Source organism: Paraburkholderia sp. CHISQ3 (assembly GCF_030464945.1).
GTDB classification, from domain to species: Bacteria; Pseudomonadota; Gammaproteobacteria; order Burkholderiales; family Burkholderiaceae; genus Paraburkholderia; species Paraburkholderia megapolitana.
Genome location: NZ_JALPRG010000014.1, coordinates 200,337 through 220,672 on the forward strand (window position 1 = coordinate 200,337; position 20,336 = coordinate 220,672).

Below are 20,336 nucleotides of genomic sequence, written 5' to 3' on the forward strand. Positions count from 1 at the left end.
ACACGAATGCACACTTATCCGATTCTCAGTATTGCGATCTGGATGCCGATCGTCTTCGGTATCCTGGTCCTCGCCATCGGCTCAGACAAGAACCCGGCGCCCGCGCGCTGGCTTGCGCTGATCGGCTCGATCCTCAGCCTGCTCGTCACGATTCCGCTGTTCACGCAGTTCGATAACAGCAGCGCAGCGCTGCAGTTCGTCGAACAGGCGAACTGGATCGAGCGCTTCAACATCACGTATCACCTCGGTGTCGACGGCATCTCGATGTGGTTCGTCGTGTTGACCGCGCTGATCACGGTGATCGTCGTGATCGCCGCGTGGGAAGTCATCACGAAGAACGTAGCGCAGTATCTGGCCGCGTTCCTGATTCTCTCGGGGATCATGGTCGGCGTGTTCAGCTCCGCTGACGGCCTGCTGTTCTACGTGTTCTTCGAAGCGACGCTGATCCCGATGTACATCATCATCGGTGTGTGGGGCGGACCGAACCGCGTGTATGCGGCCTTCAAGTTCTTCCTGTACACGCTGATGGGCTCGCTGTTGATGCTGATCGCGCTGCTGTATCTGTACACGCAGACCGGCACGTTCGATCTCGCCACGTGGCACGCCGCGAAGATTGCGATGACGCCGCAGATACTGCTGTTCATAGCGTTCTTCCTCGCGTTCGCGGTCAAGGTGCCGATGTGGCCGGTCCACACGTGGTTGCCGGATGCCCACGTGGAAGCGCCGACGGGCGGCTCGGTCGTGCTGGCCGCGATCATGCTGAAGCTCGGTGCGTACGGTTTCCTGCGCTTCTCGCTGCCGATCGCACCGGACGCCAGCCACTACCTCGCGCCGGTCGTCATCACGCTGTCGCTGATCGCGGTGATCTACATCGGTCTCGTCGCGCTGGTGCAGGCCGACATGAAGAAGCTGGTTGCGTATTCGTCGATTGCGCACATGGGCTTCGTCACACTCGGTTTCTTTATCTTCAATCAGCTCGGTGTGGAAGGCGCGATCGTCCAGATGATCTCGCACGGTTTCGTGTCGGGCGCGATGTTCCTGTGTATCGGTGTGCTGTACGACCGTATGCACTCGCGCCAGATCGCCGACTACGGCGGCGTCGTGAACGTGATGCCGAAGTTCGCGGCGTTCGTGATGCTGTTCGCAATGGCCAACTGCGGCTTGCCGGGTACCTCGGGTTTCGTCGGTGAATTCATGGTGATTCTCGCCTCCGTCCAGTTCAACTTCTGGATCGGCTTCGGCGCAGCATTCACGCTGATTCTTGGCGCGGCCTACACGCTGTGGATGTACAAGCGCGTCTACTTCGGCGCGGTCGCCAACGACCACGTGAAGAACCTGGTCGACATCAACCGCCGCGAGTTCTTCATGCTGGCCGTACTGGCTGTCCTGACGCTGTTCATGGGTCTGTATCCGAAGCCCTTTACCGATGTGATGCACGTATCCGTGGAAAACCTCCTCTCCCACGTCGCGCAGTCGAAGCTGCCGTTGCCACAGTAATGCCGAGCGGAGGAATCTAAAGATCATGCAAAACGCCCCTATGAGTGCCCTGTTGCCCGACGCGCTGGTGATGCTTGCCGTCATCGTCGCGTGGCTCAACGACACCTTCGTCGGCCAGGCCGGCCGCCGCACCACGTACTTCATCGCGCTGCTCGGCTCGGTGGTTGCTGGCGTGTGGTTCGCCGTGAACGCCCTCGATCCGAACCAGTACTACTTTTTCTCGCGCATGGTGGTGGTCGATTCGTTCGCCAGCGCGATGAAAGCGGTGGTGTCGCTGGGTTATGCAGTGTCGATCGTGTACTCGCGCAAGTATCTCGAGGACCGCGACCTGTTCCGCGGCGACTTCTTCCTGCTCGGCATGTTCTCGCTGCTCGGGCAGCTCGTGATGATCTCGGGCAACAACTTCCTGACGCTGTACCTCGGTCTCGAACTGATGTCGCTGTCGCTGTACGCAGTGATCGCACTGCGCCGCGATGCGCCGCAGTCGAACGAAGCGGCGATGAAATACTACGTGCTGGGCGCGCTCGCATCGGGCTTCCTGCTGTACGGCATCTCGATGCTGTACGGCGCGACCGGCTCGCTCGAACTCGGCGAAGTGTGGAAGGTATTGAGCACGCAATCGTTCGACAAGGGCGTGATGCTGTTCGGCGTGATCTTCATCGTCGCGGGGATCGCGTTCAAGATGGGTGCGGTGCCGTTCCATATGTGGGTGCCGGACGTCTACCAGGGCGCGCCGACCGCGATGACGCTGCTCACCGGCGGCGGCCCGAAGGTGGCTGCGTTCGCGTGGGGCCTGCGCTTCCTCGTGATGGGACTGCTGCCGCTCGCAGTCGACTGGCAGCAGATGCTCGTCATTCTCGCGGCGCTGTCGATGATCGTCGGTAATATCACCGGTATCGTTCAGCGCAACATCAAGCGGATGCTCGCTTACTCGGCGATCTCGAACATGGGCTTCGTGCTGCTCGGCCTGCTCTCGGGCGTGGTCGACGGCAAGTCGGGTGGTGCGGCGAGCGCGTATGGTTCGGCGATGTTCTACAGCATCGTCTATCTGGTGACGACGCTCGGTTCGTTCGGCGTGGTGATGTTGCTGGCTCGCCGCGATTTCGAAGCGGAAACCATCGACGACTTCAAGGGCCTCAACCAGCGCAGCCCGGTATTCGCGTTCGTGATGATGGTGCTGATGTTCTCGCTCGCGGGCATTCCGCCGACCGTCGGCTTCTACGCCAAGCTCTCCGTGCTCGAAGCGACGATGAACGCCGGCTTGACGTGGCTTGCGGTGCTGGCGGTGATCACGTCGCTGTTCGGCGCGTTCTACTACCTGCGCATCGTGAAGGTGATGTATTTCGACGAGCCGCAGGACACGGCGCCGATCTCGGCCGATACCTGCAAGCGCGCACTGCTGACGCTGAACGGCCTCGCGGCTCTGGCGCTGGGTATCGTGCCGGGCCCGCTGATGGCGATCTGCCTGCAGGCCATCTCGCACTCGCTGCCGCACTAATCGATGTCGGCGGCGGGCTGGTTTATCGTGTTGTTGGCGCTGGTCGGCGCCAACCTGCCGTTCCTGAATCAACGCATCTTTGCTTGTGTGCCCTTTGGGGTCGTGAAGAAGAGCGCGTGGATCAGGATCGGCGAACTGATCGTGCTGTATTTCGCGGTCGGCGCCTTGGGCTTCATGCTCGAAGCGCGTGCCGGCAACCGCTTCGAGCAGGGCTGGCAGTTCTATGCAATTACGTTCAGCCTGTTCGTCGTGTTCGCGTTCCCCGGTTTCACTTTCCAGTATCTTCTCAAACGCCGCTGACGGCTCACGCCGTCGCGCACCACGCTGTTCCGAGGTCGCATATGGCTGAAGTTCCCGATCACACCGCTGCGCTCACCGAGAAGTGCATCGAGAGCAAGACGCTGCATCAGGGCCACTTCCTGACGCTCAAGTGCGATACCGTCGAATTGCCGGACGGTAAGCACGCAACGCGTGAGTATGTGAAGCATCCGGGAGCGGTGATGGTGATTCCGCTGCTCGACGACGGTCATGTGCTGCTCGAAAGCCAGTTTCGCTATCCGATCGGCAAGGTGATGGTCGAATATCCGGCCGGCAAGCTCGATCCGAGCGAAGGGTCGCTCGCCTGTGCGAAGCGCGAGCTGCTCGAGGAAACGGGCTACACCGCGCGCGAATATCTGTTCCTCACTCGCATCCATCCGATCATCTCGTACTCGACCGAGTTCATCGACATCTACCTCGCGCGTGGGTTGACCGCAGGCGAGCGCAAGCTCGATGAAGGCGAGTTTCTCGAACTGTTCACGGCGACGCCCGCGGACATGTCCGAGTGGGTTCGCACCGGCAAGGTCACCGATGTGAAGACGATCATCGGGACGTTCTGGCTCGAGAAGGTGTTGTCGGGCGCATGGTCGGCGACGGAGCCGGCGCAGGGCTGACGGAGCGCTCGCGCCGCGCATCGACGCATGACGGCGATGAACGAACCACAACGGCAGCCATGCAGGCTGCCGTTGTTGCTTGTGCGGGGCAGCCAGCTTATACGAAGCAACCCGTACCGGTCGGCACGCTTTGTTCTGACGCGCTAGAATCCGGCAACCGTTCCGGGTGACCGTGTCCGGGCAACCCGTTCCGGCGATCGTGCGCAGAATCGATACCACCGGACCACGCCAATATTTACGAACGGTCGTTCACAAAATTCCATTTTGCGCTAAACTCACACGCAAGCCCTGATTCCACATGAAGGTCCTCGATTTACAGTGCCCGCACGGCCATCGGTTCGAAGGCTGGTTCGCTTCCACCGACGATTTCGAATCGCAGTTGTCCCGCAAGCTCGTCGAATGTCCGATTTGCGGGGCAACTGAGGTAAGCCGTTTGCCGTCGGCGCCCCGGCTGAATCTGTCGGGGGCGAGCGACGCGCAGCAGGTCGCGGCGGACACCGGTGAACAGCAGGCGCGCGTCATGCGCGCCTTGCGCGAGGTGCTGGAAAAAACCGAGAACGTGGGCGATCGCTTCGCCGAGGAAGCGCGGCGCATTCATTACGATGAAGCGCCCGCACGCAGTATTCGGGGTGTCACCACGCCCGAAGATGCGAAAGCCCTGGTCGAAGAAGGCATCGAAATCATGTCGCTGCCGATCCCGGCCGCATTGAAAGAACCGTTGCAATAGCGCACGGTTCGTTCGCGGCGGAGACCGGTGCGCTCAGGAGACACTGCGCATGGATCTGGATTACTCCCCCGCCGACGACGCATTCCGCGCCGACATCCGCACCTGGCTCGAAGCCAACCTCCCTCACGAGGTGCGCGAGAAGGTACTCAATCACAAACGTCTCGCCCGCGAAGACTTCGCGCACTGGCATCGTGTGCTCGGCCAGCGTGGCTGGTCGGCGCCTGCGTGGCCCGTCGAATTCGGCGGGCCGGGCTGGAATGCGACCCAGCGCCACATCTGGGACGAGGAATGCGCACTGATCGGCGCGCCGCCGGTGCTGCCGTTCGGCGTATCGATGGTGGCGCCCGTCTTGATGAAGTACGGCAACGAGGCGCAGCAACGCCATTATCTGCCGCGCATTCTCGATGGGACCGACTGGTGGTGCCAGGGTTATTCGGAGCCGGGCTCGGGCTCGGATCTGGCGTCGCTGCGCACGCGCGCAGAGCGGGCCGGCGATCACTACATCGTGAACGGACAGAAGACGTGGACCACGCTCGGTCAGTTCGCGGACATGATGTTCTGTCTCGTGCGCACCGACAGCGGCGCGAAGAAGCAGGAGGGCATCTCGTTCCTGCTGATCGACATGAAAACACCCGGCATCACCGTGCGCCCGATCATCATGCTCGACGAAGAGCATGAGGTTAACGAGGTGTTCTTCGAAGACGTGAAGGTGCCGCTGGAAAATCTGGTCGGCGAAGAAAATCGCGGCTGGACCTACGCGAAATATCTGCTCGGTCACGAGCGCACCGGTATCGCGCGTGTCGGCGGCTCGAAACGCGAGCTGGCGTTCCTCAAGCGCGTCGCGCTCGATCAGCAGAAGAACGGTAAACCGCTGCTGCACGATCCGGTGTTTGCCGCAAAAGTCGCCAGCCTCGAAATCGAACTGATGGCACTCGAAGTCACGGTGCAGCGCGTCGTCGCGAGCGAGACGGGCGGTCGGGGGCCCGGTCCCGAAGCATCGATGCTGAAGATCAAGGGAACGGAGGTTCAGCAGGCACTGACCGAGCTGATGGTCGAAGCGGTCGGTCCGCTCGCCGCGCCATTCGATGTGCCGTTCCTCGAAGGCGAGCACGCGCATAGCGCAGCCGGCGACGACGACGCGGCGCCGCTGGCCGCGTACTACTTCAATTTCCGCAAGACGTCGATCTACGGCGGCTCGAACGAAATTCAAAAGAACATCATCGCGCAGATGATTCTGGGACTCTGAGGAGCGGCGCATGAACTTCACTTTCACCGACGAACAGCAGCAATTCGCCGACGCACTGCGCCGCTATCTGGACAAGAGTTACGGCTTCGAAGCGCGTCAGACTATCGTGCGTTCGGAAGCGGGCGTGTCGGCTCCGCAGTGGCAGGCGCTGAGCGAACTCGGTATCACCGCGTTGCCGGTGCCTGAGGCGCAGGGCGGTTTCAACGGCAGTGCCGTCGATATGCTGGTCGTGATGCAGGATCTGGGCCGCGCGCTTGTCATCGAGCCTTACTGGGCAACCGCCGTTGGCATCGAAGCGCTGCGTCTGGCAGGTACAGCGCAAGGCGAAGACGCTGTGCTGCTCGAACGCGCCGCGCAGGGCGAGATCAAGCTCGCGACTGCGTTCCACGAGCCGCGCGCACGCTACGACCTGTTTGTCGTCGACACGGTTGCGACCCGCAACGGCGACAGCACGCTGCTGACCGGCACCAAGTCCGTCGTGCAGCACGGCGCCCAAGCCGACTACTGGATCGTGCCCGCGCGCCTTAACGGCGAGATTGCGTTGTTTGTCGTCGCACGCGACGCGACAGGTGTGCAGATCGCCGATTACCGCACTATCGACGGCCAGCGCGCCGCGACGCTCACATTCTCGAACACGCCGGCGCGTCCGTTGACCGGCGCGCACGCGGGAGCGGCCGCACTCGAACACATCGCCGATTACGGCACGGTGCTGTTGTGCGCGGAAGCCGTCGGCGCACTCGACGCGCTGAATCACGCCACCGTCGACTACACGAAGACACGCCAGCAGTTCGGCACACCGATCGCGCGTTTCCAGGCGCTGCAACACCGGATGGTCGAGATGCTGATTCACGCGGAGCAGGCGCGCTCGATCACGTACCTGGCAGCAGTGCGTTACGCGAGCCAGAACGCCGACGAACGGCGACGTGCTGTATCGGCGGCGAAGGTGCGGGTGGGTCAGGCCGCGCGCTTCGTCGGTCAGCAGGCGGTGCAGCTGCATGGCGGCATGGGCGTGACGAACGAAGTCGCGGCGGCGCATCTGTTCAAACGCCTCGCGATCATAGAAACCACACTCGGCGACGTCGATCATCATCTTGCGCGCTTTGCCGCGTTGCCCGATTTCGCCGTCGCCACGGTCTGACGCCGGCGACGCAATCTTCAAGGACATGCTATGACGACAGTGACCAGGCGTCTCAGTTACGAAGACATGGAAATAGGGACGACGACCGTGGTCGGCTCCCATACGTTTGAACGCGACGAGATCCTGCGCTTTGCCAGCGAGTTCGATCCGCAGCCGTTTCACCTCGACGACGCGGCCGCGGCAGCATCGCCGTTCGGCACGCTGGTCGCAAGCGGCTGGCATACATGCTCGGTGCTGATGGGACTGATGGTGCGCAACCTGCTGGCCGACTCGACGTCGATGGGCTCGCCCGGTATCGACGAGATTCGCTGGATCAAACCCGTGCGCGTCGGCGACACGATCACGCTGAAGAATTCGGTGCTCGACAAGCGCGTATCGGAGAGCCGTCCGGACCGCGGCATCGTCTCGACGATGTGGGAAGGCTTCAACCAGGACGGCGAGAAGGTGGTCGTCGTGCGTTCGAAGGGGATCTTCGGGCTGCGTCATCCGCAGGCGGCGGCATGACGACCGAAGCGCCGCTTGCCGACGCAGCGGCGGTGCACGCACTGGTCGGCGCGGCGCCGCGTGTCAGCGAGTGGATCGAAATCGACCAGGCGAGCGTCGACCGTTTTGCGGAAGCGACCGGCGATCGCCAGTGGATTCACATCGACCCTGAGCGTGCGCGTCGCGAATCGCCGTTTGGTGGTCCGATTGCGCATGGCTTCATGACGTTGTCGCTGATCCCGGGGCTACTCGAGCGCACAGTCGCGCTGCAACAGCGCATGGGCGTCAACTACGGTCTGAACAAGGTGCGCTTTACTTCGCCGGTGCCGGTTGGATCGCAGGTGCGTGCGAGCTTTGCCGTGCAGGGTGTGAACGATATCGACGACGACGGCGTGCAAGTGGTGTGGAACGTGACACTCGAGCGGCAGGGCAGCGAGCGGCCGGTGTGCGTGGCCGAATTCATCTCGCGGCATTATTTCTAGTTTTCTGCGCGCAGGGTATTGTCAGCGCGTGGAAGCGGCTACGCTCATCTTGTAGCGAATGACGGTTGGAACACTCGGGTCCAGATTCATCGCGGTAGCGATGCCCTGGCCCGATATCGCATTGGGTCGCGTGCTTGCCGCCAGGCCGAGATCGAATGCCGAACAAACCGGTTCGATTCCCAATGCAAAATGACGCCGGCTCCACGGCCAGCTGGCACGACCGCCATTGCTGATCCAGAGCACGCATGAAGGCAATTGCGCTGCGTCCCAATCAAGATCGACGCGATAGTGTTCGTCGAGGTTCTCGACCGCTACGTGCCCGTCGATTCCGCACATCTGCACCAGCGATTCGGTGGCGACGGCGAGCGGATAGCGCGTCAAATCGATGGCTTGTCCGTTTCGTCTGGGCGCGCACGACAGATCCAGGAATGTCCTGTCGGGAGCAAGTAGATCTGCATCCGTTTCCACTTCGCGCGGATAGGTCATGGCGAAATCGAAGTCTCCAGGATGTAGCACCAGTTGCCCGGGACGCTCGGGCACGCGCAAGGTCGGATGCAATCCGACCGGCACACGGCATGCTTGCCTCGCACGGATGATCAGGCTGCATTCGATGCTGGCTTCGCCGGCGTTCCCCTTGATCTGTCGGTAGAGCGTCTCGATCGGGCCCGCGGGGCCGCACCGATATTGCAAGGTCAGCGACGCTGGATCTCGTCCATCGTCGGTTCGCTTCCATACGCCATGCGCGGCTTCGCCGTGAAGCGGAGGTTGCCATGCCGGTTTAACGGAGCAGGGGTCCTCGCCAAAGGGCACGCACGGCCACTCACCGCCACCGTGTGCCATCAACCCGACCAGCGGAGCGTGGCCGTGCGGCGGAATTTCCTCGCGCCACGGGAACAGTGCGAACGGCTGAACAAAGCGATCGTCCGGTAAGCGAAAGTGCACGGGCCCCAGCATGCCGCCCAATGCTTGCACCGTACCGCGCCCATGCGACCAGTTGATTTCCCATGTGTCCACGGTCAACTTTCTGGAAACTCAACGATCACGGTACTTTTCCACTACCGAATTCAGCAGAACGGCGCCGAGAATCAGAATGGCGCGCACGACGTACTGCCAGTATTCGCTGATGTTCATCAGCGTCATGCCGTTGATGATCACCCCAAGAAATACGACGCCGATCAGTGTTCCCCAAACCTGCCCGCGTCCGCCAAACAGACTGGTGCCGCCGATAATGACCGCTGAAATCACATCGAGCTCCCAGCCCTTTGCCGCCGCGGCGTTGCCGGCCATGGTCTGCGCAGAAACCAGAATCCCGCTGACGGCGGTCAGTGCCGCCGTAATCACGAGAGCCAGCGTTTTCACGCGCCAGATGCGGATGCCGGACAGATGTGCGGCCTCTGCGTTGCCGCCTACCGCGTAGACCGCGCGGCCAAAGGTGGTGTGCTTCATCAGCAAATGAATCGCGACGAAGATGGCGACGAACACATAGACCGGAAATGGAACGCCGAAGATATAGCCGCTGCCCATGAAGCCGTACCAGTCGGGGAATGGTGTGAGCGGGAATCCTCGCGTCAACAGATTGGCCGCGCCAAACAGACCGGTCAGCATCGCAAGGGATGTGATGAACGTCGGTACGCGCGTGTATTGACGCAGCAACCCGGACACCATGGCAGCAACGCACAGCAACGCGATCGCGAGCAGGCATCCAAGCAGAACCGCGCCGACATCGCCAAGCACTCCGTCCAGTTCCTGCACGACCAGTGCCACGACGCAGCCGGAAAAGGCCACACCCGAACCCACGCTCAAGTCGATTTCGCCCGAGACGATGACCATCGTCATCCCGAAAGCGATGATCCCTTGCATCGTGATATTGCGCAGCACATTCAGCTGGTTATCCAGCGTGAAGAAATTCGGCGCGACCGCGGTGAGAACCAGAAACAGGACAATCAGGATCACTTCCATTGGACGATTCTTCAGCCAGCTAAAAATGCTGTGACCGATCGTCGACTCTCTTTCTATTGCAATCATCATTCCTCCATGCATGCTGCGTACAGTTCTTTCGCATCGACCTTTGCGGGGTCGAGTTCTCCGCGGATGCGTCCGTCGCGCATCACGAGAATCCGGTCGCATACTTCGAGCAACTCTTCCAGCTCGGTAGAGACCACAATCGAAGAAAGTCCCTGGGCCGCCTGTTGCCAGATGATCTGGAAGATCTGCTGCTTGGCGACGAGATCGATGCCACGCGACGGTTCGTCGAACAGGAGCACCTTGGGCAGCGTGTTGAGCCAGTTGCCGATGACGATCTTTTGCTGATTGCCGCCCGATAGCGAAGAAACGGGCTGATCCGGGCTGGATACCTTGATATGTAGATTGCGGATATTGGCGTCGACATGGGGCTGTTCCATCGCGCGGGTGATCCACCCGCGCGGTGCGATGCGTCGCAAGCCGGCAAGGCACAGGTTGTCGCGCACGCTGGCGATCTGAACGAGTCCGTCTTCCTTGCGGTTTTCCGAGGTGTATCCCATGCCCAGCGCCTTCATCTTGTCCGGCGTGGGATGCGGTACCTGTTCGCCGTCGATGGCGATAGACCCCGACTCGACCGGCAGCAGTCCGTAGATCGCGCGTAGCAGTTCCGTGCGCCCGGACCCGAGCATGCCCGCAATGCCCAGGACTTCGCCTTTGTGCAACGTGAGCGATACATCCTGGAGCTTTGGCAACAACCTGAGACTATCGACCTGCAGCACCGGCGTCCGGTCACGCGAGGGCGGGGCGGAGCGCCGCGCGAATTCCGTTGCACCGAACATCATGTCGAGGATGACCGGGGCTCTCGCCTTCTCGATGGGCACGCTCCCGACATAGCGGCTGTCGCGGATGACCGTCACCGTGTCGGCAATCATGTCCAGCTCCGCCAGTCGATGCGAGATATAGATCATCGTCACGCCCTGCTTGCGCAAGCGACGAATCAGGTCGAACAGCAGTGAGACTTCGCTGCTCGCAAGCGCAGAGGTCGGTTCGTCGAGCAACAGGACCTGCGGTTTGCTGGACATCGCCTTGACGATCTCGACGACCTGTTGCTGACCGACACTGAGTCGCCGTACAGGCGTGGCCGGATCGATATCCAGCCCCATCGATTCGAGCAACGCGCGCGCGTGATCGAGTGCGGCGTGCCAGTCGACGCGAAGGCCGCCCTTCGCGCGCGGTAGCCGACCGAGGTAGATGTTCTCCATGACACTCAGCTCGCGCACGAGGCTCAGTTCCTGATAAACCGTGGCGATACCGCGTTGCAATGCGGCCTGCGGTCCATCGAGACTCACCGCCTCGCCGTCGACTTCGATCGTTCCATGGTCGGGCTGGATCACGCCGGCCAGCAGTTTGATAAACGTGCTTTTCCCCGAGCCATTCTTGCCAATCAGTGCATGAACCTGCCCGGCAGAAAAATCATGACTGAAGTCGTCTATCGCGACGAGCGAACCATATGTTTTCCGGACCCCGCGCAGCGACAGGGCGATGCGGCGCGCGCGGCCGCTTACCGGATCGGCGGATTCGGGATTGAAGGGTTTATACATGCGATATTTCCAGCGGCGCGGCTGTCCCGAGAGACAACCGGGCAATGAGGTGTGTCGAGGCGAATGAGCGGCTCAGTACTTTTTGATTTCCGCGAGAAAGTCTTGCACCTGCTTCGGGTTTTGCCTCGTGAGCAGGCGCGAAGGTACGACGATCTTCGTGTCGACCGGTTTCGCGTCGATCAGCGCCACGGCTGCATTCAATGCATTCTTGCCGAGCAGGTAGGGTTGCTGCGCCGTGACCGCCTGCAGGATGTTGTCGCGACTCAGCAGCGCCTTCGCCGTCTGCTCGGTACCGTCGATTCCAAACACGACAATCTTGCCGGCTTTCCCGGCGTTCTTGACTGCCTGGACGGCGCCTACCGTGCCGCCTTCGTTCGCTGCGAAGATCACCTGGACACCAGGATGGGCGGTGATGATGTCGCCCACCACGGCGACCGCTTTTTCAGGCAGCCACGCATCCTGTTGCGCAACGACCGTCACCGAAGGCCCGGCTTTTTCCAGAAAACCACCGACGCGGGCGTCGCTCTGCTCCGGCACCTGCGATTTGAAGGCGACCGTGGCGATCTGCGCTTTTGCGCCGGGCGCAAGCACGCTCTGCAGATACTGCCGCGTGGCGTCGCCGGTGCTCTGACCGAGCTCGCGATCGCTGCTCACAACCGAGACCTGCGCGAGGTCGCCGTTTACCGAGGTGCCGTATGTGACCACCTTGATGCCTTTCGCCCGCGCACGCTGGAGCGCATTCACCGATCCCTTCGCGCTGATTGGCGCGATGACGATCGCGTCCACACCGCGGGCGATGTACGTATCGATCAACTGCGACTCTTTCTCCAGCTTGTTGTCGCTGTCTCCCTCGAGCAACTGTGCCCCGGCTGCCTGAGCTGCGTCGCGCAGACCGATCTGTACCGTCCTGAAGTACTGGTCTTGCTGAAATACGATGCCGGCAATGACCGGCTGCTTTGCTTGCGCGTGAAAGCTCACGAATCCGCTCGCGAGCAGGACGGCGAGGGCGAGTACTTTTCCGAAGCGTTGCATGGTGGGTTGTCTCCGTTTCGTTCTGGCGTTGGAACGTTCCAATTTTTGAGGCGAGAATTGGAACGTTCCAATTCAGGATATTTTGCTAATATCGCGTTGTCAACCATTTTTGGAACGATCCAATTTTGCAGCGCAAAATAAATACGGGCGCCACCATCCAGGACATCGCGGTCAAGGCGGGGGTGTCGAAGTCCACCGTCTCGCTGGTGCTGCAGCAGAGCCCGAAGATCAAGGCGCAAACAACCGCGAGGGTGATGGCTGCGGCCAGCGCGCTCGGGTATGTCTACAACCAGGGCGCGGCCAACCTGCGACAACGCCGTAGCAACACGATCGGGATGATCATTAACGATCTGACGAACCCGTTCATCGTCGAATTGCTGGTCAGCGTGGAGCACGCGCTCGCGAAAGCGGGCTATACGACGTTCATGTCGCACACGGCCGAAGACCTGGATATGCAGGCTCGCGTGCTGCAATCGATGCGCCAGAACAATGTGGCGGGACTCATCATGTCGCCCGCCCTCGATACGCCAAAGGAAATTCCGGCGACCATCCGCTCCTGGGGGATACCGCTGGTCCTGCTCATGCGCCCGCTCGGCGGTAGCGGGATAGACACGGTTGGCGTCGACAACAGGGCCGGCTTCAAGGTCGCAACCGAACATCTGGTCGAGAGAGGCCACAAGCGCATTGCGTTCGCCGGTATGCGCCCGGGCTACACGGTTGCCCACGATCGCAGCAGCGGCTACCGCGCGGCGATGGCCGGGCATGGTCTGCCCGTCGACGACTCATGGATGATCGATGTCCCGATCACGCTGGCAGGCGGCCGCGAAGCCGTGCGCAGAATCTTCGCAATGAAGCATCGTCCTACGGCCGTCGTCTGCTACAACGATCTGGTGGCTTTTGGGGTTCTGCATGAACTGGACAAGATGGGCAAGCGCGCGGGCAAACATCTGGCGGTGATCGGATGCGACAACGTTGCTGCGTCCGAGCATACTAATCCGCCGCTCACCACGCTATCGGCGGGTGCCGATCTGATCGGTTCGCTGGCGAGTGAGGTCTTGCTGTCCAGGCTGCGCGAATCGTCGATGGACACGCCCGGAGTCCAGCATTTCGAGCCGATGAGGTTGGTTGTGCGCGAGTCGAGCGGACCGCCGAGACAGCGGCGGGTGTAGTAGCTAGCGGTGACTTGCCGTGTCTCGCGGCGTGATCGAATACCGTTGGCGGAATTGACGAACTTCAACAGAAGACCCAAGGCTCCGGTATCGAATCCATAACCGGAGCCGCATCCCGCGTTAGTGCTTCGCGTACTGCGTCGCACCGAACAACACTTCCTTCGCCTTGTCATCCATCACCGGCTTGCGGACCGAGGCCAGCACCTCGACGCCGCGCTGCACGGCAGGGCGTGCCGAGATATCCGCCTGCCAGCGCTTCACGTTCGGGAACTGCTCGATATCGATGCCCTGGTTCTGCCATGAACGCGTCCACGGGAACGTCGCGATATCCGCGATCGTGTAATCGTCGCCCGCGAGATATTGGCTTTTGCCGAGCTGCGTTTCCATCACACCGTACAGGCGCCGCGTCTCGTTCGTGTAGCGATTGACCGCGTATTCGATCTGCTGCGGCGCATAGACACGGAAGTGGTGTGTCTGGCCGAGCATCGGACCGATCCCGCCCATCTGGAACATCAGCCATTGCAGCGTCGCGTAGCGGGCCGCAGGTTCGGACGGCAGAAACTGGCCGGTCTTTTCGGCGAGATAGATCAGGATCGCCCCCGATTCGAACAGTGCAAACGGCTTGCCGTCCGCACCGCGCGGACCGTCGGGATCGACGATCGCGGGGATCTTGTTGTTCGGGCTGATGGCGAGGAATTCGGGCTTGAACTGGTCGCCAGCACCGATGTCGACCGGATGCGCGGTGTACACGAGGCCAGTCTCCTCGAGCATGATGTGAACCTTGTGGCCATTCGGCGTGGCCCAGCTATAGACGTCGATCATCGTGGCTCCTTCGTTTCCGTAAGTGCGGCGTTAGCCGACCATGCAGCGGCATGGCCGGGCAGCGCCGGGCTGGCGGAAATTAGAGCATAGTTCGATCGATGGTGCAGGGCGCCGCGCAGCCCTGCAGCGCTGCTGCCTCGGTGCCGTTACGAACGCGTGACTGGCATGTCGACACGCGCTGCCGCGTCACGACCCAGATGACGCGCGAGTTCGAGCTTCGCGATCGCGTTGCGATGTACTTCGTCGGGACCGTCGGCGAAACGCAGCGTGCGCGCGAGCGCGTACGCATACGCGAGCGGAAAGTCATCGCACAGACCTGCTGCGCCATGCGCCTGGATCGCCCAGTCGATTATCTGACATGCCATGTTCGGTGCGACGACCTTGATCATCGCGATCTCGCCGCGCGCGCCCTTGTTGCCGACGGTGTCCATCATGTACGCAGTCTTGAGCGTCAGCAGCCGGGCCTGTTCGATCATGCAGCGCGCTTCGGCGATCCGTTCCTGCGTAACGGTCTGTTCGGCGATCGGCTTTCCGAATGCGACGCGCTGCAGCGTGCGCTTTGCCATCAGCTCAATGGCTCGCTCCGCAAGCCCGATGAGACGCATGCAATGGTGAATCCGTCCCGGCCCGAGGCGCCCCTGTGCAATCTCGAAGCCACGCCCTTCACCGAGCAGCAGGTTCGACGCAGGCACGCGCACGTTGTCGAGTGAGATATCCATATGGCCGTGCGGCGCGTCGTCGTAGCCGTACAGCGTGAGCGGACGGTGCACGGTGATGCCGGCGGCGTCGGCGGGTACGAGGATCATCGACTGCTGTTGATGGCGTGGCGCATCGGGATCGGTCTTGCCCATCACGATGTACACCTTGCAGCGCGGGTCGCCCGCACCGGACGACCACCATTTGTGCCCGTTGATCACGTAGTGATCGCCGTCGCGTGTGATGCGCGTCTGGATGTTCGTCGCATCCGACGAAGCGACTTCGGGTTCCGTCATCAGAAACGCCGAGCGGATATGTCCTTGCAGTAACGGCTCCAGCCATTCGCGCTTGTTGTCGTCGCTGCCGTAGCGCTCGATCGTTTCCATGTTGCCGGTATCGGGCGCATTGCAGTTGAACACTTCCGGCGCCCATGGCACACGGCCCATGATCTCGCACAGCGGCGCGTACTCGAGATTGGTCAAGCCGGCGCCACGTTCCGAATCGGGCAGGAAGAGATTCCACAAGCCGGCGGCGCGTGCTTCCTGCTTGAGCGTCTCGATCAGTTCAGTTGGCAGCCACGCATTGCCGTTCTGGCGATTGCGCTCGACCTCGGCGGTGAAGACTGCCTCGTTCGGGTAGATATGCGCGTCGAAGAACGCGAGCAATTTCTCGCGCAGCGCTTCGACCTTGGGGGTGTAATCGAAATTCATGGATGGCCTCGGAAAGACGAGCTGCGAACGGGAATGGTGAAGTTCAGAACGACTACCGGACTTTCTGTGCGTAGTGCCACGCGAGTTCCGCCATCGGTCGCGCACGCTTGCCGGCATCGAGTGCCTGCGCGCTCGATGCGGTACCGTCGACGACGCGCTTCATGATCCCCTGCAGGATCGCCGCGATTCGGAACATGTTGTAGGCGAGATAGAAATTCCAGTCGCCGCGAATCTCGAAGCCCGTGCGCTTGCAATAGCGTTCGACGTAATGCGCTTCGTCGGGAATGCCGAGCGCCGCCCAGTCGAGCCCCGCGATGCCGCGAAACTGCGCCGGATCGACGTGCCACGCCATACAGTGATATGCGAAGTCGGCGAGCGGATCGCCAAGCGTCGACAGTTCCCAGTCGAGCACGGCGAGCACGCGCGGCTCATGCGGATGGAAGATCAGGTTGTCGAGCCGGTAGTCGCCATGCACGATCGACACGTGTGCATCGGTATCGTCGGGCATGTGCTGCGGCAACCATTCGATCAAGCGCTGCATCGCGTCGATCGGTTCGGTTTCCGACGCTTGATACTGTTTGCTCCAGCGACCGATCTGCCGGGCGAAGTAATTGCCCGGTTTGCCGTAATCCGCGAGGCCGATCGCTGCGACATTGACCGAATGCAGCGCCGCGATCACGCGGTTCATCTCGTCGTAGATGGCACCGCGTTCGTCGCTGGTCAGACCCGGTAGCGACTGATTCCACAGCACACGACCTTCGACGAACTCCATCACATAGAACGCACGGCCGATCACGCTTTCGTCCTCGCACAGCGCGAGCATCTTCGCGACCGGCACGTCGGTGTCAGCGAGCGCGTGCATCACGCGGTATTCGCGTTCGACAGCATGCGCGGACGGCAGCAGCTTCGCCGCGGGGCCGGGCTTCGCGCGCATCACATAGCTGCGTTGCGGCGTGATCAGCTTGAAGGTGGGATTCGACTGGCCGCCCGCAAACTGCTCGAGCGTGAGCGGTCCGGCAAAACCGTCGACATGCTGTGCGAGCCACGCGCTCAGCGCGTCGGTGTCGAACCGCTGTCGCTCGTTGACCGCACGGGTGCCTTCGAAGGCCGAGTAATCCGGCTGGCTGGGTGTGCCACCGTTTGTGCCACCGTTGGGGGCCGCTTGAACCATGTCTCCTCCAGATCGTTTTTCAGCTACGCCGGTATTGAATGAATTGCGCGTAAAGCATTTCCAGCGTCGTATTGCGGACGTCGCGATGCAGCGGCGACGGCGGTGCGTAATTGATCGTGCGCAGGACCCAGTCGCGCGGTGCAACGCCGACGTCGAGCGCATTGATACAACCGGTTGCCTGCGCGAGATGACCGAAGAACGTGCGACCGCCCGCGGTCAGCGCATGCGACAGGATCGCGCGGTTGACGCCGCCGTGCAGCACCAGCAGCACCGTGTCCCACGACGTGTCTTCTCGTAGCGCGGCAAGTGGCGGCAGCACGCGGTCAAACAGTTCGCCGATTGTTTCGCCACCGAGAAAGCGCGTGCGCTCATCGACGATACCGTCGAACGCGCCGAGAAACGCGCTTTCGATTTCACCGGCGGGAATGCTGCTGAGCTTGCCGCCGCGAATCTCCTGCCATGCGGGTTCAACGACGAGTTCGATCTTCTGGCCGGTTTCGGCGAGTACGCGCTGTGCGGTTTCGACGGTGCGCGGCAAGCCGCTCACGATCACCTTGTCGAAGCGGATCTGCTGCTCGGCGAACGCACGGCCAGCAGCAGTTGCCTGCATGCGGCCGTCGTCGTTGAGCGGTACGGTGTCGGGTTCGATTGCGCGTCCCGACGCGTCGAAATACGTGACGTCGCCGTGCCGCATCAGAAAAATGCGGCGCCGCGGCGGTAGTTCGAAAGCGGGCGTGTCGGGTTCGCTCATTTGTATACCGGTGGCCGCTTTTCGAGGAACGCGGTGATGCCCTCGAGCGCATCGCCGTGATGCAACGACTCGACGAAGCTATCGCGTTCGGCGACGAGATGCGCGTCGAGCGGTTGCGCACCGGCTGCGCCGATCAGCGTCTTGATACGCGCGATCGCGTGCGGCGATACGCCGCTCAGTTCGTCGGCCCATGCGATGGCTGCATCGAGCGCCGCGCCCGGTTTCGTCAGCCGGTTCACGACGCCAAGTGCGTTAAGGCGTGTAGCAACGATCGGTTTGCCTTCGATCAGCACTTCGGTCGCAAGCTGGCGCGGTAACGCACGCGAGAGAAACCACGAGCCGCCACCGTCCGGTGTCAGGCCGACGCGCGCGTACGACATCACGAATTTTGCGTCGTCGGCGGCGACGATCAGGTCGCAGGCAAGTGCGAGCGAGAAACCCGCGCCCGCTGCCGCGCCTTCCACCGCTGCGATCACCGGCTTCGACGAGGCGCGCAATGCTGCGATCCATTCGCCGAGCAGGTCGATGCTTTGCGCCTGCACTGACGGATCTTTGGCGCGGTTTTCGAGTAACCGGTTCAGGTTGCCGCCCGCACAGAAGAAGCGGTCGGCACCGGTGAGGACGATCGCGCGAATCGACGGATTGCGTTCCGCCGAATCGAGCGCTTCGATGCCGGCTGCGTACATGTCGGGATGCAGCGCATTGCGTGCGCCCGGGTTCGACAACGTGAGCACGAGCGTCGACGCGCTGTCGTCGTTGCCGGCGAGTGTCGGGCGGGAGGTGAGGAGTTCGGCGCTCATTGCGGATGCTCCGTAGCGGCGTCGCCCTGGGTCAGCGACAGGCCGAGTTGCGCGCGTCTTGCGAGCCACGGCGACGGGCGATAGCGCGGATCGCCGAGTACCTTCGAGATGTTGCGCAGGATCGTCAGGATCGTGCTTGCGCCGAGCGCGTCGCCGAGTGCCAGCGGGCCGCGCGGATAACCGAGGCCGAGTGTGACTGCGAGATCGATGTCTTGCGGCGAGGCGATCTGCCGTTGGGCGATGTCGCAGCCGATGTTGACGATGGTCGCGACGACACGTTGCGCGACGAAGCCGGTCGAATCGCGGATCACCGTGACCGGTACGCCGTCGGCGGCGAAGAGCGCATGTGCGGCATCGCGTACGTCGCGACTGGTAGCGGGTGTAGTCATCAGCGTGCGGCGTTTCGCGCCGACGAGCGGGAACAGCGCATCGATTGCGACGACGCGGCGCGCGTCGAGTCCTTCTTCGACCGCGGCGGTGGTCGCATCGAGACCGAATGGCGTGACGATCAGCAGCGAATCGGCGGCGGGCGTGTCGCCTTCGTCGAGCGCCACACCGGTCTTCGCGACGAGTTGCAGAACCGCGTCGCGCGCGCATGCGTGCTGGCGGCTCACCCACACGCGCTGCGGCAGCGCGGTCGGTGCAGGCGCTTCAGCCGGCACTTGTTGCTGGCCATCGACGTAGCGATAGAAACCTTCACCGGTCTTGCGGCCGATCAACCCGCCCGCGAGCCGCGTGCCGGTAATCGGCGACGGTGTGAAGCGTGGTTCTTCATAGAACTGGTGATAGATCGACTCCATCACCGGATGCGACACGTCGAGCGCAGTCAGGTCGAGCAGTTCGAACGGCCCGAGACGAAAGCCCGCCTGCTCGCGCATGATGCGATCGATGTCGACGAATTCCGCCACGCCTTCGCCCGCGATACGCAGGCCCTCGGTGTTCATGCCGCGCCCGGCATGATTGACGATGAAGCCCGGCATGTCCTTCGCGCGCACCGGCGTATGGCCGACGCGTCGCGCGAGTTGCATCAGCGCGTCGCCGGCGGCCGGATCGCCGCGCAGACCGTCGATCACTTCGACGACCTTCATCAGCGGCACCGGATTGAAGAAGTGAAAACCGACCACACGCGACGGGTCGGAGCACGCGGCGGCGATCGCGGTGATCGACAGCGACGACGTGTTCGAGGCCAGCACGCACTGCTCACCGATGATCGCTTCGAGTTCGCGAAAGAGCGCTTGCTTCACGTCGAGCTTCTCGACGATCGCTTCGATCACGAGATCGCAGTCGGCGAGTTCATTAATCGCTGCCGCACCGCTCACGCAGGCAAGCGCAGCCAGCGAGCGCGCCTGATCGAGCTTGCCTTTGGCAGTGAGTTTCGCGAAGGTGTCGGCCAGATAGTCGCGCGCGGCGCCGACAGCGGCCGGGTTCGTATCGTAAAGCCGGACTTTCAGGCCCGCGAGTGCGGCGATCTGCGCGATGCCGCGGCCCATTGCGCCGGTTCCGACGATGCCGATCGTCTCGATGTTGTATTGGCGAGAAGTCATTGTGATGCTGGGCTCCATGATTGTTTTAGAATAGCACGGTCGTACATTTTCGCTGCAGAGGTCGAACCCGAAGTG

At 62.2% G+C, this 20,336-nt stretch carries 20 protein-coding genes; 10 read left to right on the forward strand and 10 right to left on the reverse strand.

Going from position 1 to position 20,336, the window contains the following annotated elements; genetic code table 11:
- Window positions 1-6: 6 nt before the first annotated feature.
- The 9 genes from M0D65_RS28875 (at window position 7) to M0D65_RS28915 (ending at window position 8,003) form a co-directional block, all read left to right on the forward strand.
- Window positions 7-1,497 (forward strand): NADH-quinone oxidoreductase subunit M, encoded by a 1,491-nt coding sequence (locus M0D65_RS28875; RefSeq protein WP_266255590.1) that lies wholly within the window; start codon window positions 7-9, stop codon window positions 1,495-1,497.
- Between the two features lie 25 nt (window positions 1,498-1,522).
- Window positions 1,523-2,995: an NADH-quinone oxidoreductase subunit NuoN gene (gene nuoN / locus M0D65_RS28880; protein ID WP_266255592.1), complete on the forward strand. Its 1,473-nt coding sequence runs from the start codon at window positions 1,523-1,525 to the stop codon at window positions 2,993-2,995.
- 3 nt (window positions 2,996-2,998) lie between these two features.
- Window positions 2,999-3,295, forward strand: coding sequence for a DUF2818 family protein (locus tag M0D65_RS28885; RefSeq protein WP_091018284.1), 297 nt, complete (start codon window positions 2,999-3,001; stop codon window positions 3,293-3,295).
- A gap of 41 nt (window positions 3,296-3,336) precedes the next feature.
- A complete protein-coding gene (locus tag M0D65_RS28890; RefSeq protein ID WP_091018282.1) occupies window positions 3,337-3,927 on the forward strand; it encodes an NUDIX domain-containing protein in 591 nt (196 codons plus the stop codon).
- Between the two features lie 298 nt (window positions 3,928-4,225).
- Window positions 4,226-4,654, forward strand: coding sequence for a DUF1178 family protein (locus M0D65_RS28895; RefSeq protein WP_091018279.1), 429 nt, complete (start codon window positions 4,226-4,228; stop codon window positions 4,652-4,654).
- 49 nt (window positions 4,655-4,703) lie between these two features.
- Window positions 4,704-5,900, forward strand: coding sequence for an acyl-CoA dehydrogenase family protein (locus M0D65_RS28900; protein WP_091018275.1), 1,197 nt, complete (start codon window positions 4,704-4,706; stop codon window positions 5,898-5,900).
- A 10-nt stretch (window positions 5,901-5,910) separates the two neighbouring features.
- Window positions 5,911-7,038, forward strand: a complete 1,128-nt coding sequence (locus M0D65_RS28905; RefSeq protein WP_266255595.1) for an acyl-CoA dehydrogenase family protein — start codon at window positions 5,911-5,913, stop codon at window positions 7,036-7,038.
- A gap of 30 nt (window positions 7,039-7,068) precedes the next feature.
- Window positions 7,069-7,542 carry a MaoC family dehydratase gene (locus tag M0D65_RS28910; protein ID WP_266255597.1) on the forward strand — a complete coding sequence of 158 codons (474 nt, stop codon included), beginning with the start codon at window positions 7,069-7,071 and terminating at the stop codon, window positions 7,540-7,542.
- On the forward strand, window positions 7,539-8,003 hold the full coding sequence (locus M0D65_RS28915) for a MaoC family dehydratase (protein WP_266255598.1): 465 nt from the start codon (window positions 7,539-7,541) through the stop codon (window positions 8,001-8,003). The genes M0D65_RS28910 and M0D65_RS28915 overlap by 4 nt, the downstream gene beginning before the upstream one ends.
- Window positions 8,004-8,024: 21 nt before the next feature.
- Here the strand turns inward: M0D65_RS28915 and M0D65_RS28920 are convergent, their stop codons facing one another.
- The 4 genes from M0D65_RS28920 to M0D65_RS28935 all read right to left on the reverse strand — a co-directional run bounded on the left by M0D65_RS28920 (window position 8,025) and on the right by M0D65_RS28935 (window position 12,598).
- A complete protein-coding gene (locus M0D65_RS28920) occupies window positions 8,025-9,017 on the reverse strand; it encodes a hypothetical protein (protein ID WP_266255599.1) in 993 nt (330 codons plus the stop codon).
- An 18-nt stretch (window positions 9,018-9,035) separates the two neighbouring features.
- Complete coding sequence (locus M0D65_RS28925; protein WP_266255601.1) at window positions 9,036-10,031, reverse strand: ABC transporter permease; 996 nt, start codon at window positions 10,029-10,031, stop codon at window positions 9,036-9,038.
- Window positions 10,028-11,566, reverse strand: a complete 1,539-nt coding sequence (locus M0D65_RS28930; RefSeq protein WP_266255602.1) for a sugar ABC transporter ATP-binding protein — start codon at window positions 11,564-11,566, stop codon at window positions 10,028-10,030. Before M0D65_RS28930 ends, M0D65_RS28925 begins: the two co-directional genes overlap by 4 nt.
- Window positions 11,567-11,638: 72 nt before the next feature.
- Complete coding sequence (locus tag M0D65_RS28935) at window positions 11,639-12,598, reverse strand: substrate-binding domain-containing protein (RefSeq protein WP_266255603.1); 960 nt, start codon at window positions 12,596-12,598, stop codon at window positions 11,639-11,641.
- 125 nt (window positions 12,599-12,723) lie between these two features.
- Between M0D65_RS28935 and M0D65_RS28940 the strand changes: the two genes are divergently transcribed.
- Window positions 12,724-13,767 (forward strand): LacI family DNA-binding transcriptional regulator, encoded by a 1,044-nt coding sequence (locus M0D65_RS28940; protein ID WP_266255604.1) that lies wholly within the window; start codon window positions 12,724-12,726, stop codon window positions 13,765-13,767.
- A gap of 120 nt (window positions 13,768-13,887) precedes the next feature.
- On the opposite strand, the gene M0D65_RS28945 is transcribed toward M0D65_RS28940, so the two are convergent.
- The 6 genes from M0D65_RS28945 to M0D65_RS28970 form a co-directional block, all read right to left on the reverse strand.
- Entirely contained in the window at window positions 13,888-14,589 is a 702-nt protein-coding gene (locus tag M0D65_RS28945) for a glutathione binding-like protein (protein ID WP_266255605.1), read from the reverse strand.
- 146 nt (window positions 14,590-14,735) lie between these two features.
- Window positions 14,736-15,995, reverse strand: a complete 1,260-nt coding sequence (locus M0D65_RS28950) for an acyl-CoA dehydrogenase family protein (RefSeq protein WP_091018255.1) — start codon at window positions 15,993-15,995, stop codon at window positions 14,736-14,738.
- A 52-nt stretch (window positions 15,996-16,047) separates the two neighbouring features.
- A complete protein-coding gene (locus tag M0D65_RS28955; RefSeq protein WP_266255606.1) occupies window positions 16,048-17,166 on the reverse strand; it encodes a phosphotransferase in 1,119 nt (372 codons plus the stop codon).
- A 19-nt stretch (window positions 17,167-17,185) separates the two neighbouring features.
- Window positions 17,186-17,917, reverse strand: coding sequence for a histidine phosphatase family protein (locus M0D65_RS28960; protein ID WP_266255607.1), 732 nt, complete (start codon window positions 17,915-17,917; stop codon window positions 17,186-17,188).
- Window positions 17,914-18,717 carry an oxepin-CoA hydrolase, alternative type gene (locus tag M0D65_RS28965; protein ID WP_266255608.1) on the reverse strand — a complete coding sequence of 268 codons (804 nt, stop codon included), beginning with the start codon at window positions 18,715-18,717 and terminating at the stop codon, window positions 17,914-17,916. The genes M0D65_RS28960 and M0D65_RS28965 overlap by 4 nt, the downstream gene beginning before the upstream one ends.
- Complete coding sequence (locus tag M0D65_RS28970) at window positions 18,714-20,261, reverse strand: 3-hydroxyacyl-CoA dehydrogenase (protein ID WP_266255609.1); 1,548 nt, start codon at window positions 20,259-20,261, stop codon at window positions 18,714-18,716. Before M0D65_RS28970 ends, M0D65_RS28965 begins: the two co-directional genes overlap by 4 nt.
- Window positions 20,262-20,336 lie beyond the last annotated feature (75 nt).